Origin of the sequence: Wolbachia endosymbiont (group B) of Melanostoma mellinum (assembly GCF_947251465.1) — a bacterium.
Lineage (GTDB): Bacteria > Pseudomonadota > Alphaproteobacteria > Rickettsiales > Anaplasmataceae > Wolbachia.
The window spans coordinates 960,403-975,973 of sequence record NZ_OX366366.1; the positions used below are offsets into that span (position 1 = coordinate 960,403).

Annotated in this window: 15 protein-coding genes, 1 tRNA gene and 1 pseudogene; 9 read left to right on the forward strand and 8 right to left on the reverse strand. The window is 33.8% G+C overall.

Annotation, left to right across the window (positions count from 1 at the left end):
* Positions 1-20: 20 nt before the first annotated feature.
* The 3 genes from pdxH to OPR42_RS04555 are packed head-to-tail and all read right to left on the reverse strand — an operon-like array spanning position 21 to position 1,684.
* Complete coding sequence (pdxH, locus tag OPR42_RS04545) at positions 21-614, reverse strand: pyridoxamine 5'-phosphate oxidase (protein WP_006014087.1); 594 nt, start codon at positions 612-614, stop codon at positions 21-23.
* A 15-nt stretch (positions 615-629) separates the two neighbouring features.
* On the reverse strand, positions 630-1,445 hold the full coding sequence (gene mutM / locus OPR42_RS04550; RefSeq protein WP_265041949.1) for a bifunctional DNA-formamidopyrimidine glycosylase/DNA-(apurinic or apyrimidinic site) lyase: 816 nt from the start codon (positions 1,443-1,445) through the stop codon (positions 630-632).
* Between the two features lie 17 nt (positions 1,446-1,462).
* A complete protein-coding gene (locus OPR42_RS04555) occupies positions 1,463-1,684 on the reverse strand; it encodes a hypothetical protein (RefSeq protein ID WP_265041950.1) in 222 nt (73 codons plus the stop codon).
* Positions 1,685-1,703: 19 nt separating this feature from the next.
* Here OPR42_RS04555 and OPR42_RS04560 point away from each other — a divergent pair.
* Positions 1,704-1,776 (forward strand) — tRNA-Thr (locus tag OPR42_RS04560).
* A gap of 66 nt (positions 1,777-1,842) precedes the next feature.
* A complete protein-coding gene (locus tag OPR42_RS04565) occupies positions 1,843-2,067 on the forward strand; it encodes a hypothetical protein (RefSeq protein WP_265041952.1) in 225 nt (74 codons plus the stop codon).
* Between the two features lie 558 nt (positions 2,068-2,625).
* Here the strand turns inward: OPR42_RS04565 and OPR42_RS04570 are convergent.
* Together OPR42_RS04570 and OPR42_RS04575 are read right to left on the reverse strand one after the other, a co-directional pair.
* Entirely contained in the window at positions 2,626-4,152 is a 1,527-nt protein-coding gene (locus tag OPR42_RS04570; RefSeq protein ID WP_265041953.1) for an acyl-CoA carboxylase subunit beta, read from the reverse strand.
* A 124-nt stretch (positions 4,153-4,276) separates the two neighbouring features.
* Positions 4,277-5,101 carry a hypothetical protein gene (locus tag OPR42_RS04575; RefSeq protein WP_265041954.1) on the reverse strand — a complete coding sequence of 275 codons (825 nt, stop codon included), beginning with the start codon at positions 5,099-5,101 and terminating at the stop codon, positions 4,277-4,279.
* Between the two features lie 135 nt (positions 5,102-5,236).
* On the opposite strand from OPR42_RS04575, the gene der reads away from it, so the two are divergent.
* The 4 genes from der (at position 5,237) to lpdA (ending at position 10,367) form a co-directional block, all read left to right on the forward strand.
* Positions 5,237-6,562 (forward strand): ribosome biogenesis GTPase Der, encoded by a 1,326-nt coding sequence (der, locus tag OPR42_RS04580; RefSeq protein WP_265041955.1) that lies wholly within the window; start codon positions 5,237-5,239, stop codon positions 6,560-6,562.
* A gap of 132 nt (positions 6,563-6,694) precedes the next feature.
* Complete coding sequence (locus OPR42_RS04585; protein ID WP_265041956.1) at positions 6,695-7,726, forward strand: hypothetical protein; 1,032 nt, start codon at positions 6,695-6,697, stop codon at positions 7,724-7,726.
* Between the two features lie 98 nt (positions 7,727-7,824).
* Positions 7,825-8,304, forward strand: a complete 480-nt coding sequence (locus OPR42_RS04590) for a disulfide bond formation protein B (RefSeq protein WP_010403761.1) — start codon at positions 7,825-7,827, stop codon at positions 8,302-8,304.
* Between the two features lie 677 nt (positions 8,305-8,981).
* Positions 8,982-10,367 (forward strand): dihydrolipoyl dehydrogenase, encoded by a 1,386-nt coding sequence (gene lpdA, locus OPR42_RS04595; protein ID WP_139686719.1) that lies wholly within the window; start codon positions 8,982-8,984, stop codon positions 10,365-10,367.
* Position 10,368: 1 nt separating this feature from the next.
* Here lpdA and OPR42_RS04600 read toward each other — a convergent pair.
* A pseudogene (locus tag OPR42_RS04600) lies at positions 10,369-10,711 on the reverse strand (hypothetical protein).
* 73 nt (positions 10,712-10,784) lie between these two features.
* Between OPR42_RS04600 and OPR42_RS04605 the strand changes: the two are divergent.
* Entirely contained in the window at positions 10,785-11,807 is a 1,023-nt protein-coding gene (locus tag OPR42_RS04605) for a UDP-N-acetylglucosamine--N-acetylmuramyl-(pentapeptide) pyrophosphoryl-undecaprenol N-acetylglucosamine transferase (protein ID WP_265041958.1), read from the forward strand.
* On the opposite strand, the gene gshB is transcribed toward OPR42_RS04605, so the two are convergent.
* Positions 11,800-12,717, reverse strand: a complete 918-nt coding sequence (gshB, locus tag OPR42_RS04610; protein ID WP_265041960.1) for a glutathione synthase — start codon at positions 12,715-12,717, stop codon at positions 11,800-11,802. The genes OPR42_RS04605 and gshB overlap by 8 nt on opposite strands.
* A gap of 63 nt (positions 12,718-12,780) precedes the next feature.
* Here gshB and bcp point away from each other — a divergent pair, with 63 nt between their 5' ends.
* Together bcp and recF are read left to right on the forward strand one after the other, a co-directional pair.
* A complete protein-coding gene (gene bcp / locus OPR42_RS04615; RefSeq protein WP_265041962.1) occupies positions 12,781-13,248 on the forward strand; it encodes a thioredoxin-dependent thiol peroxidase in 468 nt (155 codons plus the stop codon).
* Positions 13,249-13,256: 8 nt separating this feature from the next.
* On the forward strand, positions 13,257-14,336 hold the full coding sequence (gene recF / locus OPR42_RS04620; protein ID WP_007302298.1) for a DNA replication/repair protein RecF: 1,080 nt from the start codon (positions 13,257-13,259) through the stop codon (positions 14,334-14,336).
* A gap of 15 nt (positions 14,337-14,351) precedes the next feature.
* Here recF and OPR42_RS04625 read toward each other — a convergent pair whose 3' ends face one another.
* Positions 14,352-15,503 (reverse strand): aspartate kinase, encoded by a 1,152-nt coding sequence (locus OPR42_RS04625; protein WP_265041965.1) that lies wholly within the window; start codon positions 15,501-15,503, stop codon positions 14,352-14,354.
* Positions 15,504-15,571 lie beyond the last annotated feature (68 nt).

The window sequence follows — 15,571 nt, forward strand, 5'->3', positions numbered from 1 at the left end:
CAGAGTAGCTTTCTCTAACGTTAGGGATATAATTGTTCCACTTTCCAATTGCTTTTCTCAACAAGAGTATATCTAAATCTAGTGTGTCTCCTATATTCACCTTCTTGCCAAAATTCAATTACCTTTGGGATTACGCAAAATCCCACCCAAAAGTCAGGACGAGAAACTTGTGTATTGTGAAATTCTTTCTCTTTCAATTCTATAGCCTGCTCAAAATCTTGCCAATTTTTCAGAACTCTTGATTGTTTTGAGCACCACGCGCTAATTTGACTATCACGTGCTCGAGAAGAGAAATATTCGTCAGCCTTTTTGCCGCTTAGAAGCCTAACTTCTCCTTCAATTCGTACTTGTCTAGAAAATTCTGTCCAATGAAATACGAGTGCAGCTTTGGGGTTCTCAGTCAATTCTTTTCCTTTTCTACTGTTTACGTTAGTAAAGAACACAAAACCTTCTTTACTATATTCCTTTAGTAATACCACTCTTGCAGATGGAATGCAGTCTTTGCTACACGTTGCTAGCGTCATTGCAGTTGACTCTTTACACGGAAAATTAAGTACTTCTTGATACCACTTTGAGAACAAATCAAAAGGATCTTTTTCAGGTAAGAGTGTCATATGCAAAAATAAAATTTAATTCTGACATGCATTGCAAAAATAAGTGCTACGACCATTTTGTCGTATAAGTGTTATGATATTGTTGCAGATTCTGCAAGGTTTTTGCACTTTACCATATACGTAAAAGTTATTTTGAAAGTATCCAGCAGATCCAGATGGTTGTGCATAATCTTTCAGTGTTGAACCACCAGCAGCAATTGCATCACTCAGAGTATTTTTTATTTCGATAGCAAGTTTTTCGCACTCTATATATGTTAAATCTTGTGCTAGCCTAAGTGGTGATATGCGAGCTCTAAATAAGCTCTCAGAAGCATATATGTTACCTACGCCAACTATTAGCTTATTATTCATTAATACTGATTTGATATTTGCTTTTCTGTTCTTTAGCAACTTCTGTAAATAATGTCCGTCAAATTCATTCGTGAGGGGTTCTATTCCTAGGTTATTAAAAAAATTTAGTTCTTGCTCTCTGTTTAAAACAATCACTAATCCAAACCTTCTTGGGTCATTAAAGATTAGTGAAGTGTTGTCAGAAAATAAGAATATCACATGATCATGTTTGTTCTGTGCTTGATTGTCTTCAGCATATATAAGCTTTCCGCTCATGCCAAGGTGTATGATGACAGCCATACTAGCATCTATATTCGAGATTATATATTTACCTCTACGCTTGATATCATTTATAACTTTGCCCTTTAGCAAATCATCAATATTTTTTGTTATTGGTACACGCAAATTACAATTATTGACTGTCACATTGCTTATTTTCTTATTTTTGATTTTATCAAATAAGAAGTTAGAGATGACTTCCACTTCTGGCAGCTCTGGCATGATACCTCCTTCAAAACTTAAGTTTCTGATGGTAATTTTGTTGTTAAAGCTTCCTCAAATACGTTTGGGTATTCTGCGGCGCTTTCTCCTAAAAATTCCTCACCACAAACAAATTTTGAAAGGGGTCTGCTTTGTCTACTCTGTTGCTGTTTTTTTCTTTTTAGAATATTTTGCTTTAAAGCTTTTGCCAATCTTTTTCTCTCTTCTTCTTTTTCCTTATTTTTTTTTATGTTATTCATTATCATAATACGTGAACTTGCCGTTGTAGCTCAGGTGGTAGAGTACGTCATTGGTAATGACGAGGTCCCAAGTTCGAATCTTGGTAACGGCACACTGAATTATATTCATGTTATTGTAGACGTAAAGTAATTAATAAGATTTAAGGTAGGAGCAATAAATGGTAGAAAATGTAATTATAGACTTATCGCACTGGGAGCAAGATGTAGATTTTAAATTAGCAAAAGAAGATGGGATATTAGCCCTAAAAGACAGGAAAAACGACTTATTGGATAAGCTTTTTGCTAATTGGCAAAGTAAACAAAGACAACTTTTGTATATCTTTGTTAGTAGTCAGTGCCTTACTTATATACTCTCACTTGAAGTCTTTTTCATAATTAGCTGATGAGTATCTTTACTTAAAATCAACTACAAAGTTTAAAAGAACAAAGGTTATAGAGGTTTTCTATGTTCTTATCATCATAGCGCTGTTACTACAGTAATAACACTAAGAATAACTATAAGTTTCTTTGAATGATAGTTGAAGCTTGATTGAAATTTTGAGGCTATAAAAACCGCAGGTACCAGTTGGTTTTTATTAGCTAAAGTAAACGTCAAATATCTGGAATTCTGGACATAAAATCCTCCTTTGAAAAAAAGATTAGAAAAAAATGCAATGCACATACGACAGAAATTAAGTATGTGTGTATGCACCCACATACGCTGAAGAGGATACGCTACATTTTTTTATGAGTTTAATAAAAAAAGTCTGCAGACAAAGATAAATTTTTGAGCTCTAAAAGTATCTCTAATTGTAGTTATAATCAGATTTAAAATGTGCGGAAGTAATTTTTAGCTAAAGTAAGAATATATTGTAGAAAAAAGAATCCAAAAGTTAGCGTTATTGGTAATCCAACTTGGTGTAACGGCACTGTAGACCTTACAATAAAGACTGAGAGGAAAGTTACAAAGGAAGATTATCATGCTTCTTCCATATTCTTTCTACTTTCTTGTTTTTAAGTAGCTCTAATGCTTTGTGAAAGTGATGCCTTGTTTTGCTTGGCACTATTATATCATCAATATATCCATACGATGCAGCAAAAAATGGATTAGCAAATTTCTCTTTATATTCTTTGATTAACGTTTGCTGGTCTTTTTCATGCCTAAATATAATTTCAACTGCACTTTCAGGGCCCATTACAGCTATCTCAGCGGTTGGCCAAGCATAATTTATATCACCTTTTAAATGCTTTGAGTTCATAACAATATATGCACCACCATACGCTTTTCTAGTGATAAGGCTAATTTTCGGCACGGTCGCTTCAGCGTAAGCGTAAAGCAGTTTCGCTCCGTGTTGTATTATATTATTGTATTCTTGATTCGTGCCAGGTAAAAACCCTGGAACATCAATAAGTGTGATGATGGGAATGTTAAATGCGTCACAAAATCTTACAAACCTTGCAGCTTTTCTTGAAGAGTCAATATCCAAGCATCCTGCAAGGTGCATAGGTTGATTTGCAACAACACCAATAGTATTTCCTCCAATTCTGCCAAAGCCAATTATGATGTTACGAGCAAAATCGGGTTTTAGTTCAAAAAATTTCCTTTCATCACACACCTTTTCAATGAGTTCATACATATCATAAGGAGTATTAGGATTATTAGGAACTAGAGTGTTCAAAGATTCATCAACATCATCAATTAAGTCGCAGATTGGTACAGTTTTTGGCAACTCTTGATTATTTGCTGGCAAAAAGGTGAAGAATTTTCGCATTTCTAGTAGCATTTCAACTTCATTATTGAATGCAAAATCTGCTACTCCTGTTTTGCTCGTATGAATTTTTGCTCCACCGAGATCTTCGTGGCTTACGTTCTCGTATGTAACTTTTTTCACTACATCTGGTCCGGTTATAAACATGTATGAGCTATTTTTTACCATGAAAATAAAATCGGTTAGCGCTGGAGAGTAAACTGCACCGCCAGCACATGGGCCCATGATTAGAGAGATTTGTGGTATAACGCCTGATGCATTTACATTCCTTTGAAAAATTTCTCCGTAACCAGCAAGGGAATTTACTCCTTCTTGGATTCTGGCTCCACCAGAATCGTTTAGTCCGATAATTGGAATTCTGGCATTAATTGCCATATCCATAATTTTGCATATTTTTTTTGCATGTGATGCACCAAGTGATCCACCAAAGACAGTGAAATCCTGAGAATAAACAAAAACTTTTCTGCCATAAATAGTACCATGGCCAATTACAACTCCATCACCTAAAAAATCAGCATTTTGCATGCCAAAATCAGTTGCGTGATGCTTCACAAACTTATCATACTCTTGAAATGAATTTTCATCGAGCAATATACTCAGCCTTTCTCTAGCGGTTATCTTTCCTTTTTCATGTTGCTTGTTAACTCTATCAGGACCTCCTCCTTTTTCGGCTTCTAATGTTTTGATCTTTAGAGTTTCTAGTATTTCAGAGTCTTGCATGTAGTAAAATAACTTTCAAATTGGTTGTAAACTTTATTGAGCTTACAAATCCTATTGATTATACACATACACCGTTGCTGCATGCAACGGTGTATGTGTACGATAATTAATGCGCTAGCAATTTCTATTTAATATTTTGAGAATGCTGAGACTCACTAACATTCTGTGCACTTGCACTTGTTACACCTGTTGATGGATTAATTGTTATAACTTCTCTTTCAATTCCTTGTAAGTTTGAAGCCAATGAGACCAATTTTGCTAGAGTCATGTCATTATATTTATCCATCTTCTTATTCTCATAATAGCCAATTTTTATTTTTACAGCTTTGTTTTCCTCGAAGTCCTCAGGACTTATATTATCACTTAAATCAGTACAAAATACGTTACCATTTCCACTAATATTTAAAGCAATACTGCAATCTCTATCACCCACTTTCCAGTTAAATTTAATTATACAAGACTCATTTAGTATTTGATAAAGCCTTACACCATCATCACTTTGTGAAACACGCACCAACCTTTTATCTTCTGGAGATACCAATGTAAAAGCTCCAATTTTTGGATTACTATCCTTTAAGACTTTACCAGGAAATGAGTTATCAAATTTTAACTCACCTCTGCCTTCTTTTAACGATACCCATGCAGTAAATGATTTATCTTCTTTTCCTCTCAACCTCACATCTACAGAATCATTACCTGTATATTCAGCAATTCCTTTTCGAATTACACTCAGAAATTTCTTAGTTTCTTCATCATTGTCACTCAAAAAAAGCTCCTTATTTGCATGTGACCGGGATGGATCATTGAGATTCTCCAATGCTTTAGCTAAAGTTATATAGTTATATATACGTGTCCTGTTGTTATAAGGTGTCCCTAATTTATAAATTTGAGGAGTTAATTGAGCAACTTGATCGAAATTCATTATTAAAGTTTCATTTGCATTATGCATAGCGCCTCCAATTCTACATAATAAACTTAAGATAAAATATACTAATTTTAGGATAGATATATAATCTATCAAGTCAATAGTTAAAATGAAAAATTTTGATTATAATCTATTATGTACAAAACATGCTCTTAAACTATGCTGAAAATAGTCATAATAGGCCTTCCAAATGCAGGCAAGTCAACTCTATTTAATAGGCTAGTAAGAAGAAAAGCAGCGGTAGTTAGTGACATTCCAGGAGTAACGAGAGATAGGCGTGAAGGAATTGGAAGAATTAGTGATTTAGAGTTTAAAGTTATAGATACAGGAGGATGGAATGACCAAACCAGTTTTTCACTACAAGTTATTGAACAAATAGAGTTTTCTTTATTAAGCGCAGATGTAATTTTTTTTCTTGTTGATGCAAAAGTGCAAAACGAGCAGAACAAAGAGTTTGCAAAGTGGCTGAAGAGAAAAACGAACAAACCTGTAATACTAATAGCAAACAAATGCGAAAGTCATAAATCGGAAAATGTTGATTATTTGCAGTTCTTCAACTTCATAGGTCCGATGTATATCTCAGCCGAACATAATCTTGGTATGATTGATCTTTATGATGTATTAGCTGGTGTTATTGAAGATTTTAACAAAAAAACTGAGCTGCCTGAAAGTGAGTCCATTAGACTGAGGATTGCAATCATCGGTCGCCCAAACGTTGGAAAATCAACTTTTTTAAACAGTTTACTTGCAGAAAATAGACTAATAGTAAGCTCAAAACCTGGTACCACGCGTGACTCTGTGGATATTTCATACGACCATAATGGAAAATTAATCACTCTCATCGATACTGCGGGAATCCGCAGAAAGGCAAATGTTGTTGATAACTTAGAATCAAGATTTGTTGAAAAAAGTATAGAGTCAATAAAGCGCTCTCATGTAGTGATCTTAATGCTAGATTCCTTGCTTGGCGTTGAGCAGCAGGATTTATCAATTGCTGAAGCTGCAATTAAAGGGGGGAAGGGAATTATCATTGTTTTAAATAAGTGGGATTTAATAGGTAAGGATGACAGAAGTAAGTTAATAAAATTTGTCAAACAACAGGAAGTGACTCGGTTATTTTTGGAAGTGCCAACTGTAACAATTTCTGCATTGAAAGGTATGCGCTGTGGTGATGTGATAGATAAGTGTCTTGAAGTGAGTGAATCCTTAAACAAGAAGATCAGCACTGCAAAACTGAATAATTGGCTAATAGATGCTGTGGAAAAACATTCTCACCCACTTATAAAAGGTAGAGCAATTAAAATGAAGTATATTGCTCAAATTGGCACCAAACCTCCAGCTTTTTCTTTGGTATGCAACGTCCCGGAAAGTGTTGATGAGAGTTATAAACGTTATTTGACTAATGGTCTTAGAAAAAACTTCTTTGTTGAAGGCGTACCAGTCAGATTGCTTTTGAAAAAGAATAAGAATCCCTATGTAAAGTAGGTAATCTTGTTTTATTAATAATATAGTTTTTTATCTTATTAATATTCTTAATAAGTAAATAATATTACTTAAATAAGTAGTTGATAAATTAATATTATATAGTAAAGTATTAACTTGTTTAGTACTTTTGCTATGAATTATAAAGGACAAGATTTAAGGCCTGGATCTCCACATACTTTCACGGTTGATACACCTTTAGTATTTCAGTGGCTTCCAAGGCGATATGGATATCCGATCCCAGAAAAATATTTGGAGAGATTGAGCGAATGGGCAAAAAGAAAAGATACGCGTGTAGTGAAGTTAGTAATAAATGGATCTGGTTTTACTCCTACGCAACGTAAAGAGTTGGAGAATAAAATATCAAACAGAGAGTTTAACCCAAACAAAAACATAGAGCTTATAGACTTTAATGAGCTGGATTTAGGAGAGTATGAATTCAGCTTTCACTTACAACCAAATAAGAAAACAGAACTATCTAAATGTCCTTTATACAATGTATCTCAATATTTCAAAGATCTATACTCTATTCCAGAAAGTAAAAGATTATCTTTTGGTGTTGAGATAGACAGTATGCGTATATTTATGTTGTTAGCACTGAAGTCTCCTATGATCTATTTTGATTTTGATATCTTACCTAAAGAAGATAAGAAAGTTGGTGAGATTCAGGCTGTGCATGGCTTTTTGGTTGCTGAAAATGACAGAAAAGGTTATGACTATGATGGTATAGCAAGTATTGAAAATGCTATCATTGCTCTAAGCGATGCTGGTAGAGTAAAAATTATGGAAATTTACAATGAAGTAAAGAATAAGTTTCAAAAAGATTATCCTTTGTTTAAGTTATCAGAACATGAGATTTACAAAATTATGGAAGAGATAGTATATTTCACTCTTTCTAATGACGTTCTTCTTCTTATATCTAGCTATCAAGATTCTAACAAACGTTACAATAGACGTTTGGAAGAAGCAAGATTGCTTATGCAAGAAACATTTGGGTTTAAAACCAATGGAGGAGAAGTTGATATTCAATATGACAATAGCTGGACGAAAAACAAGGATGAATTGTATACCAAAGAAGAAATTGCAAAAATAGATAGTGATACTAGGGTTGTAACTAGTATGCAAACTAAATCAGTATCTAGCTGTGAATACATGCATAGAGGCTAGATAAAAAAGTTATAGAGTGATATGTGTCGCTTTATAATTATATAGAACATTATTAAACAAAAGTTGACTTTTTCGGTTGTTGTGGTAATTCGTTAATTATGTCAGATATAAATAACAGTTCTACAATCTTTTTGCTGTCAAGTGCCGCTGCTCTGATTTTTGCATATGTGCTAGAGTATTTCTTCAATATGCTACCATGCAAGTTATGCATATACGAGCGAGTAGTTTACTATGTTACAGGGCTACTTGCAGTTGCGTACATGTTCAAAGACAACAAAATCCTAATCTATGCAATGTTTTGCAGCTATCTCATTGGTGCAATAATATCTTTTTATCATGTAGGTCTTGAACTCCACTTATTTCATGATGTTTTAGGCTGTACAGAGCAAGCAAGTGGTAACGTTAGCATAGAAGAGCTAAGAAATAATCTATTAAACCCTAACTACTCTCCGTCTTGTGACAGACCTCATTATATTTTTGGTGTTTCGTTAGCAACATGGAATCTTATTTATCTTATAGTAGCTCTATTCTTATCAGGTAAAATGTATTGTGGAGAAAGAAATAAGGTACAACAGTAACTGGTATAGACGCTGTACTTGTTCGTTACTTGGTGCTGTCCGTAATTTAAAAATTTGGCAAGTCACACCCACTGATTCTTGCACAGCTGTACGAACATTATGGTTCAGCATGCCAGTGCCCTCTTTCTTGTCATCCGAGTAGCTGAAACTGGAAGTGCAGCTATCATCCAAATAACCTTTCATTGTTATGAAAGCAGCCTATTTCTTGTCATCCCAGTGCCCAGATACTGGGATTCAGTTTGTCCATAGTCTCACCAAAAACGTTGTATTTTAGCATAATTTTGTGCTCAATATGCTTATTTGTAGTAAAGATTTCAGCATCAAGTGCTGGCCTGAAGCTTTAGCTATAAATATTAATAAATTTACTAAGTAAAAAAAGGCAAAAGAATCCCTATATAGCGAGTTTTAATAATGTAAATTGATAATGTGCTAACAAGCGTGTTTTGGCTGAAGTAGAAAAAATTTAAAAAACATGTAGCCGCTATAATTTTTATGTAATCTGCCAATAAATATCTGAGTTTTGTTGTTAAACCCGCGGAGATTAAAAATAAGGATAAATACTCTTATTGATATAAGAAGAAAAGTGGGAAGGTTTGTCAAGCCGCTTCTATGCACCTGAGCATTGATCATACGGGTTCCATCTGTTATATATAGTCTTTTGCATACGAAGAAAACTGATGAATGAGTATGATATTACAGTTATAGGCAGCGGTCCTGGTGGTTATATAGCAGCAATTAGAGCGGCGCAGCTTGGACTTAAAACTGCAATTGTTGAAAAGGAGGAAAATTTGGGTGGTATATGCTTAAATTGGGGATGTATACCAACAAAATCGCTACTTAGAGCGTCTGAAGTTTATAGATTAATAAGAAGATCAGAAGAATTTGGCATAAAAGTAAAGGATACAAGTTTTGATATACAATCAATAGTGAAATATTCAAGGAACGTTGTTGATAAGCTATCAAGTGGTGTTGAGTATTTGATGAAAAAAAATAACATCAAAGTTCATCAAGGCTTTGGTAAACTTGCAGGTAACTATGTTGTAAAAATTCTTAATGATAAGAAGGAGGAGGAAATTTCTTCTAAGCATATCATTTTAGCAACAGGTGTAAGGGCAAGAAATCTTCCTGGAATCGAAGTAGATGGAGATTTAATATGGAATGCGCAGCACGCTATGACTCCAAAGAAGTTACCAAAATCTCTACTAATCATAGGTTCTGGTGCGATAGGAATAGAGTTTGCAAGTTTTTATAGTACTTTGGGAGTTGATGTAACAATTATAGAAGTAAAAGACACTATTTTGCCGCTGGAAGATAAAGATATTTCAAATTTAGCACAAGAAATATTCACAAAACAAAGGATAAAAATATATACAAACAGTAGCGTAAAAGCTTTGACTAAAAATAAAGACTTTGCTCAAGTGTTACTAAGTAGTGGTGAGAGCAAAGAATTTGATAGGGTGATTGTTGCAGTTGGCGTGCAAGCAAACACTGAAAATATAGGTTTAGAAAATACAAAAATTAAGTTGAGTCCTTCTGGTTTCATTGAAACGAATGAGTGGTATGAAACAAGTGAATCAAGTGTGTATGCAATAGGTGATGTAGCTGGTCCCCCATGTTTAGCGCATAAAGCAAGTCATGAAGCTGTAATCTGTGTTGAGAAAATTGCCGGTAAAAATGCTCATAAGTTAAAAAAAGAGTGCATACCAAATTGCACTTACTCTCATCCGCAAGTAGCAAGCGTTGGCCTTACTGAGGAACAGGCAATAAAAAGTGGATACGATATAAAAGTAGGAAAATTTCACTCCAACTTTAATGGTAAATCTATTGCACTAAGTGAAACTGAAGGTTTAGTGAAAACAATTATAGACAAAAAAACAGGCGAACTTCTTGGAGCTCACATGATAGGAGCGGAAGTAACAGAGTTAATTAGCAATTTCGCTCTTGCAAAGCAACTAGAGGGAACAGACTGCGACATAAAATCTACGATTTTTCCTCATCCAACTATTTCGGAAATTATACACGAATCAGTACTTGCTGCAGATGATGAATCGTTAAATAGTTAAGCTAACGATCCATTGTTTTAGAGCTACAATTATCCTGATTAGGCGATTCAATTCTAATAGATTGATTACCAATATCAGATTTTTCTAACTTTTCTTTTAACCCTTCAGCTGCTTCTTCCACTTCAAGCTTTTTTTCCTGATTAAGATCCTCTGGGCTTTTTCTTTTACTGTCTAAACCTTGTTGTCTATCAATATTTTTATTGAGTTGTTCTTGCTGAGGTAGATCAACAACTGAGTTAAAAAGAGCTTTTATTATGTTTTTTAATAAACCTCCGCTTCTGCTTTGCTCTTGAGGCTTATTTTTTACTGTCACTATTTTTAGGCATTTTTAACTCAACTATCATAAAGCTTGATAAAATTTTACATGCAAAGTATTAAAAAATAATTAACAATCTATTATCAAATTACTACTTACAGATGACTATTATTCTAGCAACAGGCGGTACAGGTGGGCATGTTTTTCCAGCTATAACCTTAGCAAAAGCACTAAAGGTACAAGGGCACAATTGTATATTATTCAATGATCAAAAAACCATCAATATAGAAAGTTATATTTTACCATTGTGCAAGCCAAGTGGCAACAAATTGAAGTTTCTCTTTTTGTTAATGTATAGTTGTGTATTAGCACTGTATCAAACGAGAAAATTAAAACCAAAGCTAATCATTGGTTTTGGTAGCTACGCTTCTTTTCCAACTCTTCTTGCAGCAAAGATTCTTTCTATACCTATAGTTTTACATGAACAAAACACAGTTTTAGGGAGAGTAAATAGATTCTTTTTCAAGAGTGCAAAATTAATTGCAACTAGCTTTCCAGAGACTAAGTATGCAGAAGGTAGTAAATGCGTTTTTACAGGAAATTTTGTCGATATAGAAGCACAAGGCTATTCTAGAGCTGAAACAGTTTTAAACGTGTTAATAATAGCAGGCAGTCAGGGTGCAAATTTTTTTGATGATGTAGTGAGCAGCGTAATTTGTGATCTACCTGTTGAAGTAAAAGAGAGGATGAGAGTAACGCAGCAATGTACGAAGAAAAATATAAACAAGGTCAAGAGTCTATACAAAAGTGAAGGAATTGATTGTGAGTTAAGTGAGTTTTTCGATGATATGGAAAATAAACTGGCCAATGCTCATTTGGTAATTAGCAGAGCGGGGGCAACTTCAATAGCAGAGATTACTCTTGCTGAGCGTCCTGCTGTATATATTCCTTATCCTCACTCAAAAGATAACCATCAATTTTATAATGCAAAACATATTGAAGATTCGGGAGCAGCTGTAATTGTTGAGCAAAATAGTAACGCGAAAAAGAATCTAGGAGAGTTGCTAGTTGATTTATTGCAAAATTGTCAAAAATTGCGTGATATGGCTAATAATACTAAGAAAACAAGAATAAGGAATGGAGTTACTGAATTTATTAAGGCAATAGCTCAAGAACTTAGTTGACGAATTGCTTTTTTTCAAATGCATCCCATAGTTCTTTTTCTAGTGATTTACTATACAATTTATTGATATAAACTACTCCCGTAGGCGAAGTTGTGTTAATTTCAAGAAGGAAGTCATCTATAATATCAATGCCAACGAATATTAGCCCTCTTTTCTTTAGCTCAGGACCAATTTTATTACATATTTCAGTGTCTCTATCATTCATTTGGGCAGGCTCAAAACTTGCTCCGAGTCTCAAATTTGTTCTGATTTCTCCGCTAGACTTTGGAACTCGCTTCATTACTCCTATTTGCTTTCCATCCAGTAGCAGTATTCTTTTATCTGTATTTATCTTTTTACAAAATGCTTGTGCAATTACAGGACATTCATATTTTGCAATCATGAGATCGACTACCACTTGAATGCTATTTTGGTCTTGTATTCTTATTACGTCATTTCCTCCATAGCTATATAGTGGTTTCAAGATGATATCTTGATAGTCGTGACAAAAATTTCTAATCATCGATATATTTTCAGTGATCAAAGTTGGAGGAATTAGCTCTGGAAATAGTGAAGTAATTAATTTTTCAGGACAGTTTCTTATTTCTGTTGGATTATTTATTACTAACGCAGTAGTCTTTTCTAAGATATAGGTTGTTGTAATGTACCGCATATCAAATGGTGGATTCTGTCTGATAAATATGATATCCATTTCATTTAGGTTGATTACTACATCCTCTTTTGAAATGAAGCTACAATCATCAACGCTGACTTTCTGAGCAAGGGCAATTGGCTGATTTAACTTGAGTGCTAAATTATTAGGTACATAAACAAAAATTTCGTACTTTCTCCTCTGCGCTTCTTTTATTAATGCAAATGTAGTATCAGTTTCAAAATTTATATTTTCATCCATTTGAAAAGCTACTTTCATTTATCCTCCCTTCCTATTACAATATACTATAGTACCATAAAAGTGTTAATAATGGAGCAAAGTATGGAATTAACAATAGGAAATAATGCACCTGATTTTAGCTTGCCAACAGATTCTGGTGAGATTTTATCACTGAGTGAATTTTTTGATAAAAAAAATGTAGTTCTTTATTTTTATCCTAAAGACGATACTCCGGGCTGCACAATGGAGGCAAAAGGCTTTAGAGACAATATAGAAAATTTCTCTTCTTTTGACACAGTGATAATTGGTGTATCAAAAGATAGCGTTAAGTGCCACGCTAACTTCAAAGCAAAATATTCTCTGCCATTTTCTTTAGTTTCTGATGAAAATGCTGAAATGTTGGAAAAGTATGGTGTTTGGGTAGAGAAAAGTATGTTTGGCAAAAAGTATATGGGAATAGAGCGCACTACTTTTTTAATAGATAAAAAAGGTAAAGTAGTGAAGATCTGGAAAAACGTAAAAGTTAGTGGACATGTTGATGAGGTTCTAGAAGAAGTAAGGAGAATATAAATTAAAGAATGACTACCCATTGCTATATAAAAAAACTGAAATTATATAACTTTCGTAGTCATTCAAACTTTGAACTGGATTTAGATGATAGACCAGTTGTAGTAACTGGCAAAAATGGTATTGGAAAAACTAATATACTTGAAGCAATCTCATTGCTTGCTAAAAGCAACGGAATGAAAAAAGCAAAAATCAATGAGATGCAAAATAGGCGCAGTAATGAAAGTTGGGTAGTGTATTATGATTTTTTCAATGGAGCAGAGCTTAACTCAATTGGTATAGGAAAGAATCTTAATAAGAAATTAATACAAATTGATGGGAAAACGCAGTCAAGCTACTCATCTTTGTATAGAATATCTAATGTAATATGGCTAATTCCACAAATGGACTATATTCTTCTTAATTCTCCAAGCGACAGGTTAAAATTTTTAGACCGTATAGTTTCACTATTTGAAGAAAATTACACCTATTGCTACATGAAATATAGAAAAGCTAAGCATGAGCGAAGTAAATTGCTTAGAGAGAATATTTTGGACGAAAGTTGGCTCTCTAGTCTTGAAAACGTCATGGCTACCAATGCAATTGATATTTTACGTATGCGATCATCTGTTTTAAAGATATTACAAGACACAATTGATAACCATTCTTGTGAGTTTTTTCCAAAGGCAAGTTTGAAATTTAGCAGTCAGCTAACTTTGAACGATACTGCAGAATATTTTCAGAATCGTCTAAAGGAAAACAGAGAAAAAGACTCATTAACTGGTAGAGTAACCTTTTCTGTACATAATGATAATTTTTGGGTTTTTTGCCAAAAAGGGGACATGCCAATAAATCTTTGTTCTACTGGAGAGCAAAAGCTATTACTGCTTTCTATCATCTTATCTAGTGTAAAAGCAAGGTGTATTCATTACAATAAAGCACCTCTTCTTCTGCTTGACGATATAATGTCGCATCTGGATAAAGATTACAGAAAGGTGTTAATGGAGGAGGTGTTAAGTATTCAATGTCAAACTTGGATAACCGATGTAAATCAAGATAATTTCAATAACTATCTTTGCTCTTTCAAGTTTTTTGAATTATCAAGTAAATAAATTTCAAGCGTGCTGTCATACATCAAGCTCATATTCGGTATGTAAATCTCTAATTAAAGCCTCAGCGTGTTTTTTTTGAACAACTATACTGATCTTGATTTCGGACATTGTGACAGCAAGTATTTCTATCTTTTTTTCGCTTAAAACCTTGAGTGTGCAGTGCATCACAGACATAACACCAATACCAATTATTGAAATTTTAGCTATATTATTGTTTACGACATAATTTTCATTTTTGTTCAGCAGCTTTCTCATTGAGTCAACATCAAACTCGGAAATCACAAAGCTTGATCCATGTATCATGTTAATTTTAATATTTGCCCCTGCAATATCTTTTAGAATACACAACATATCTGCAAGGTTAGTGAAAGTTACAAGAGCTTCGTTAGTGCTATAAGTTATTCCAGTAATTAAGTATCTTTCCAGTACATCTTTTTCGTGTAGTACTGTAGTGCCTTCTACTTCCTCAAAAGTGGATAACACCTGCACCTTAATATTATGCTTCATTGCAAGTTGTACTGAACGATTATGCAATATTTTAGCACCAGATGACGACATCTCCAATATTTCATTGTAAGAGATAGATTTAAGCTTGCGTGCCCTTGGAACAATTTTTGGGTCTGCTGTATATATTCCGTCAATATCAGTAAAAATTTCACAAGTCCTAATACCAAAGACTACAGCAAAGGCAATTGCTGAGATATCAGATCCTCCTCTACCAAAAGTAGTGATTCTATCATCGTGTATACCCTGAAAACCAGCAATGATTGCAGCAGTATAACCCTCAGCAAAAGATCTTTTTACATGGTCAATTTTTATCTTTTTTATTTTAGACTCAGAATAAAAATTATCCGTTACAATTGGTAACTGCCAGGCGAGCCATGATTTAGCATTAACTCCAACAGACAGAAGAGTGATAGCTAATAACCCGCAAGAGATTTGTTCTCCTGCTGAAAGCAGGACATCATACTCTGATAACTCTTGTCTACAATTTAAATTTGAAATTTGCCTGGCTTGAAAAGCCATTTGGTCAGTGAATCCTGCAGCAGCAGATACAACAGCAATTACATTATAACCTTTTTCAATATCGTTTTTTATTAGATTTGCAACTCGATTTAAGTCAGTTAGCGAAGTACCACCAAATTTTTTTATTATTATTTTGTTCATAGTTACAATAAGGTCAATTTCACCTTTCTAGAGAGTATAGTTGCTTAATTAAATGTGTTTTTCTGGTC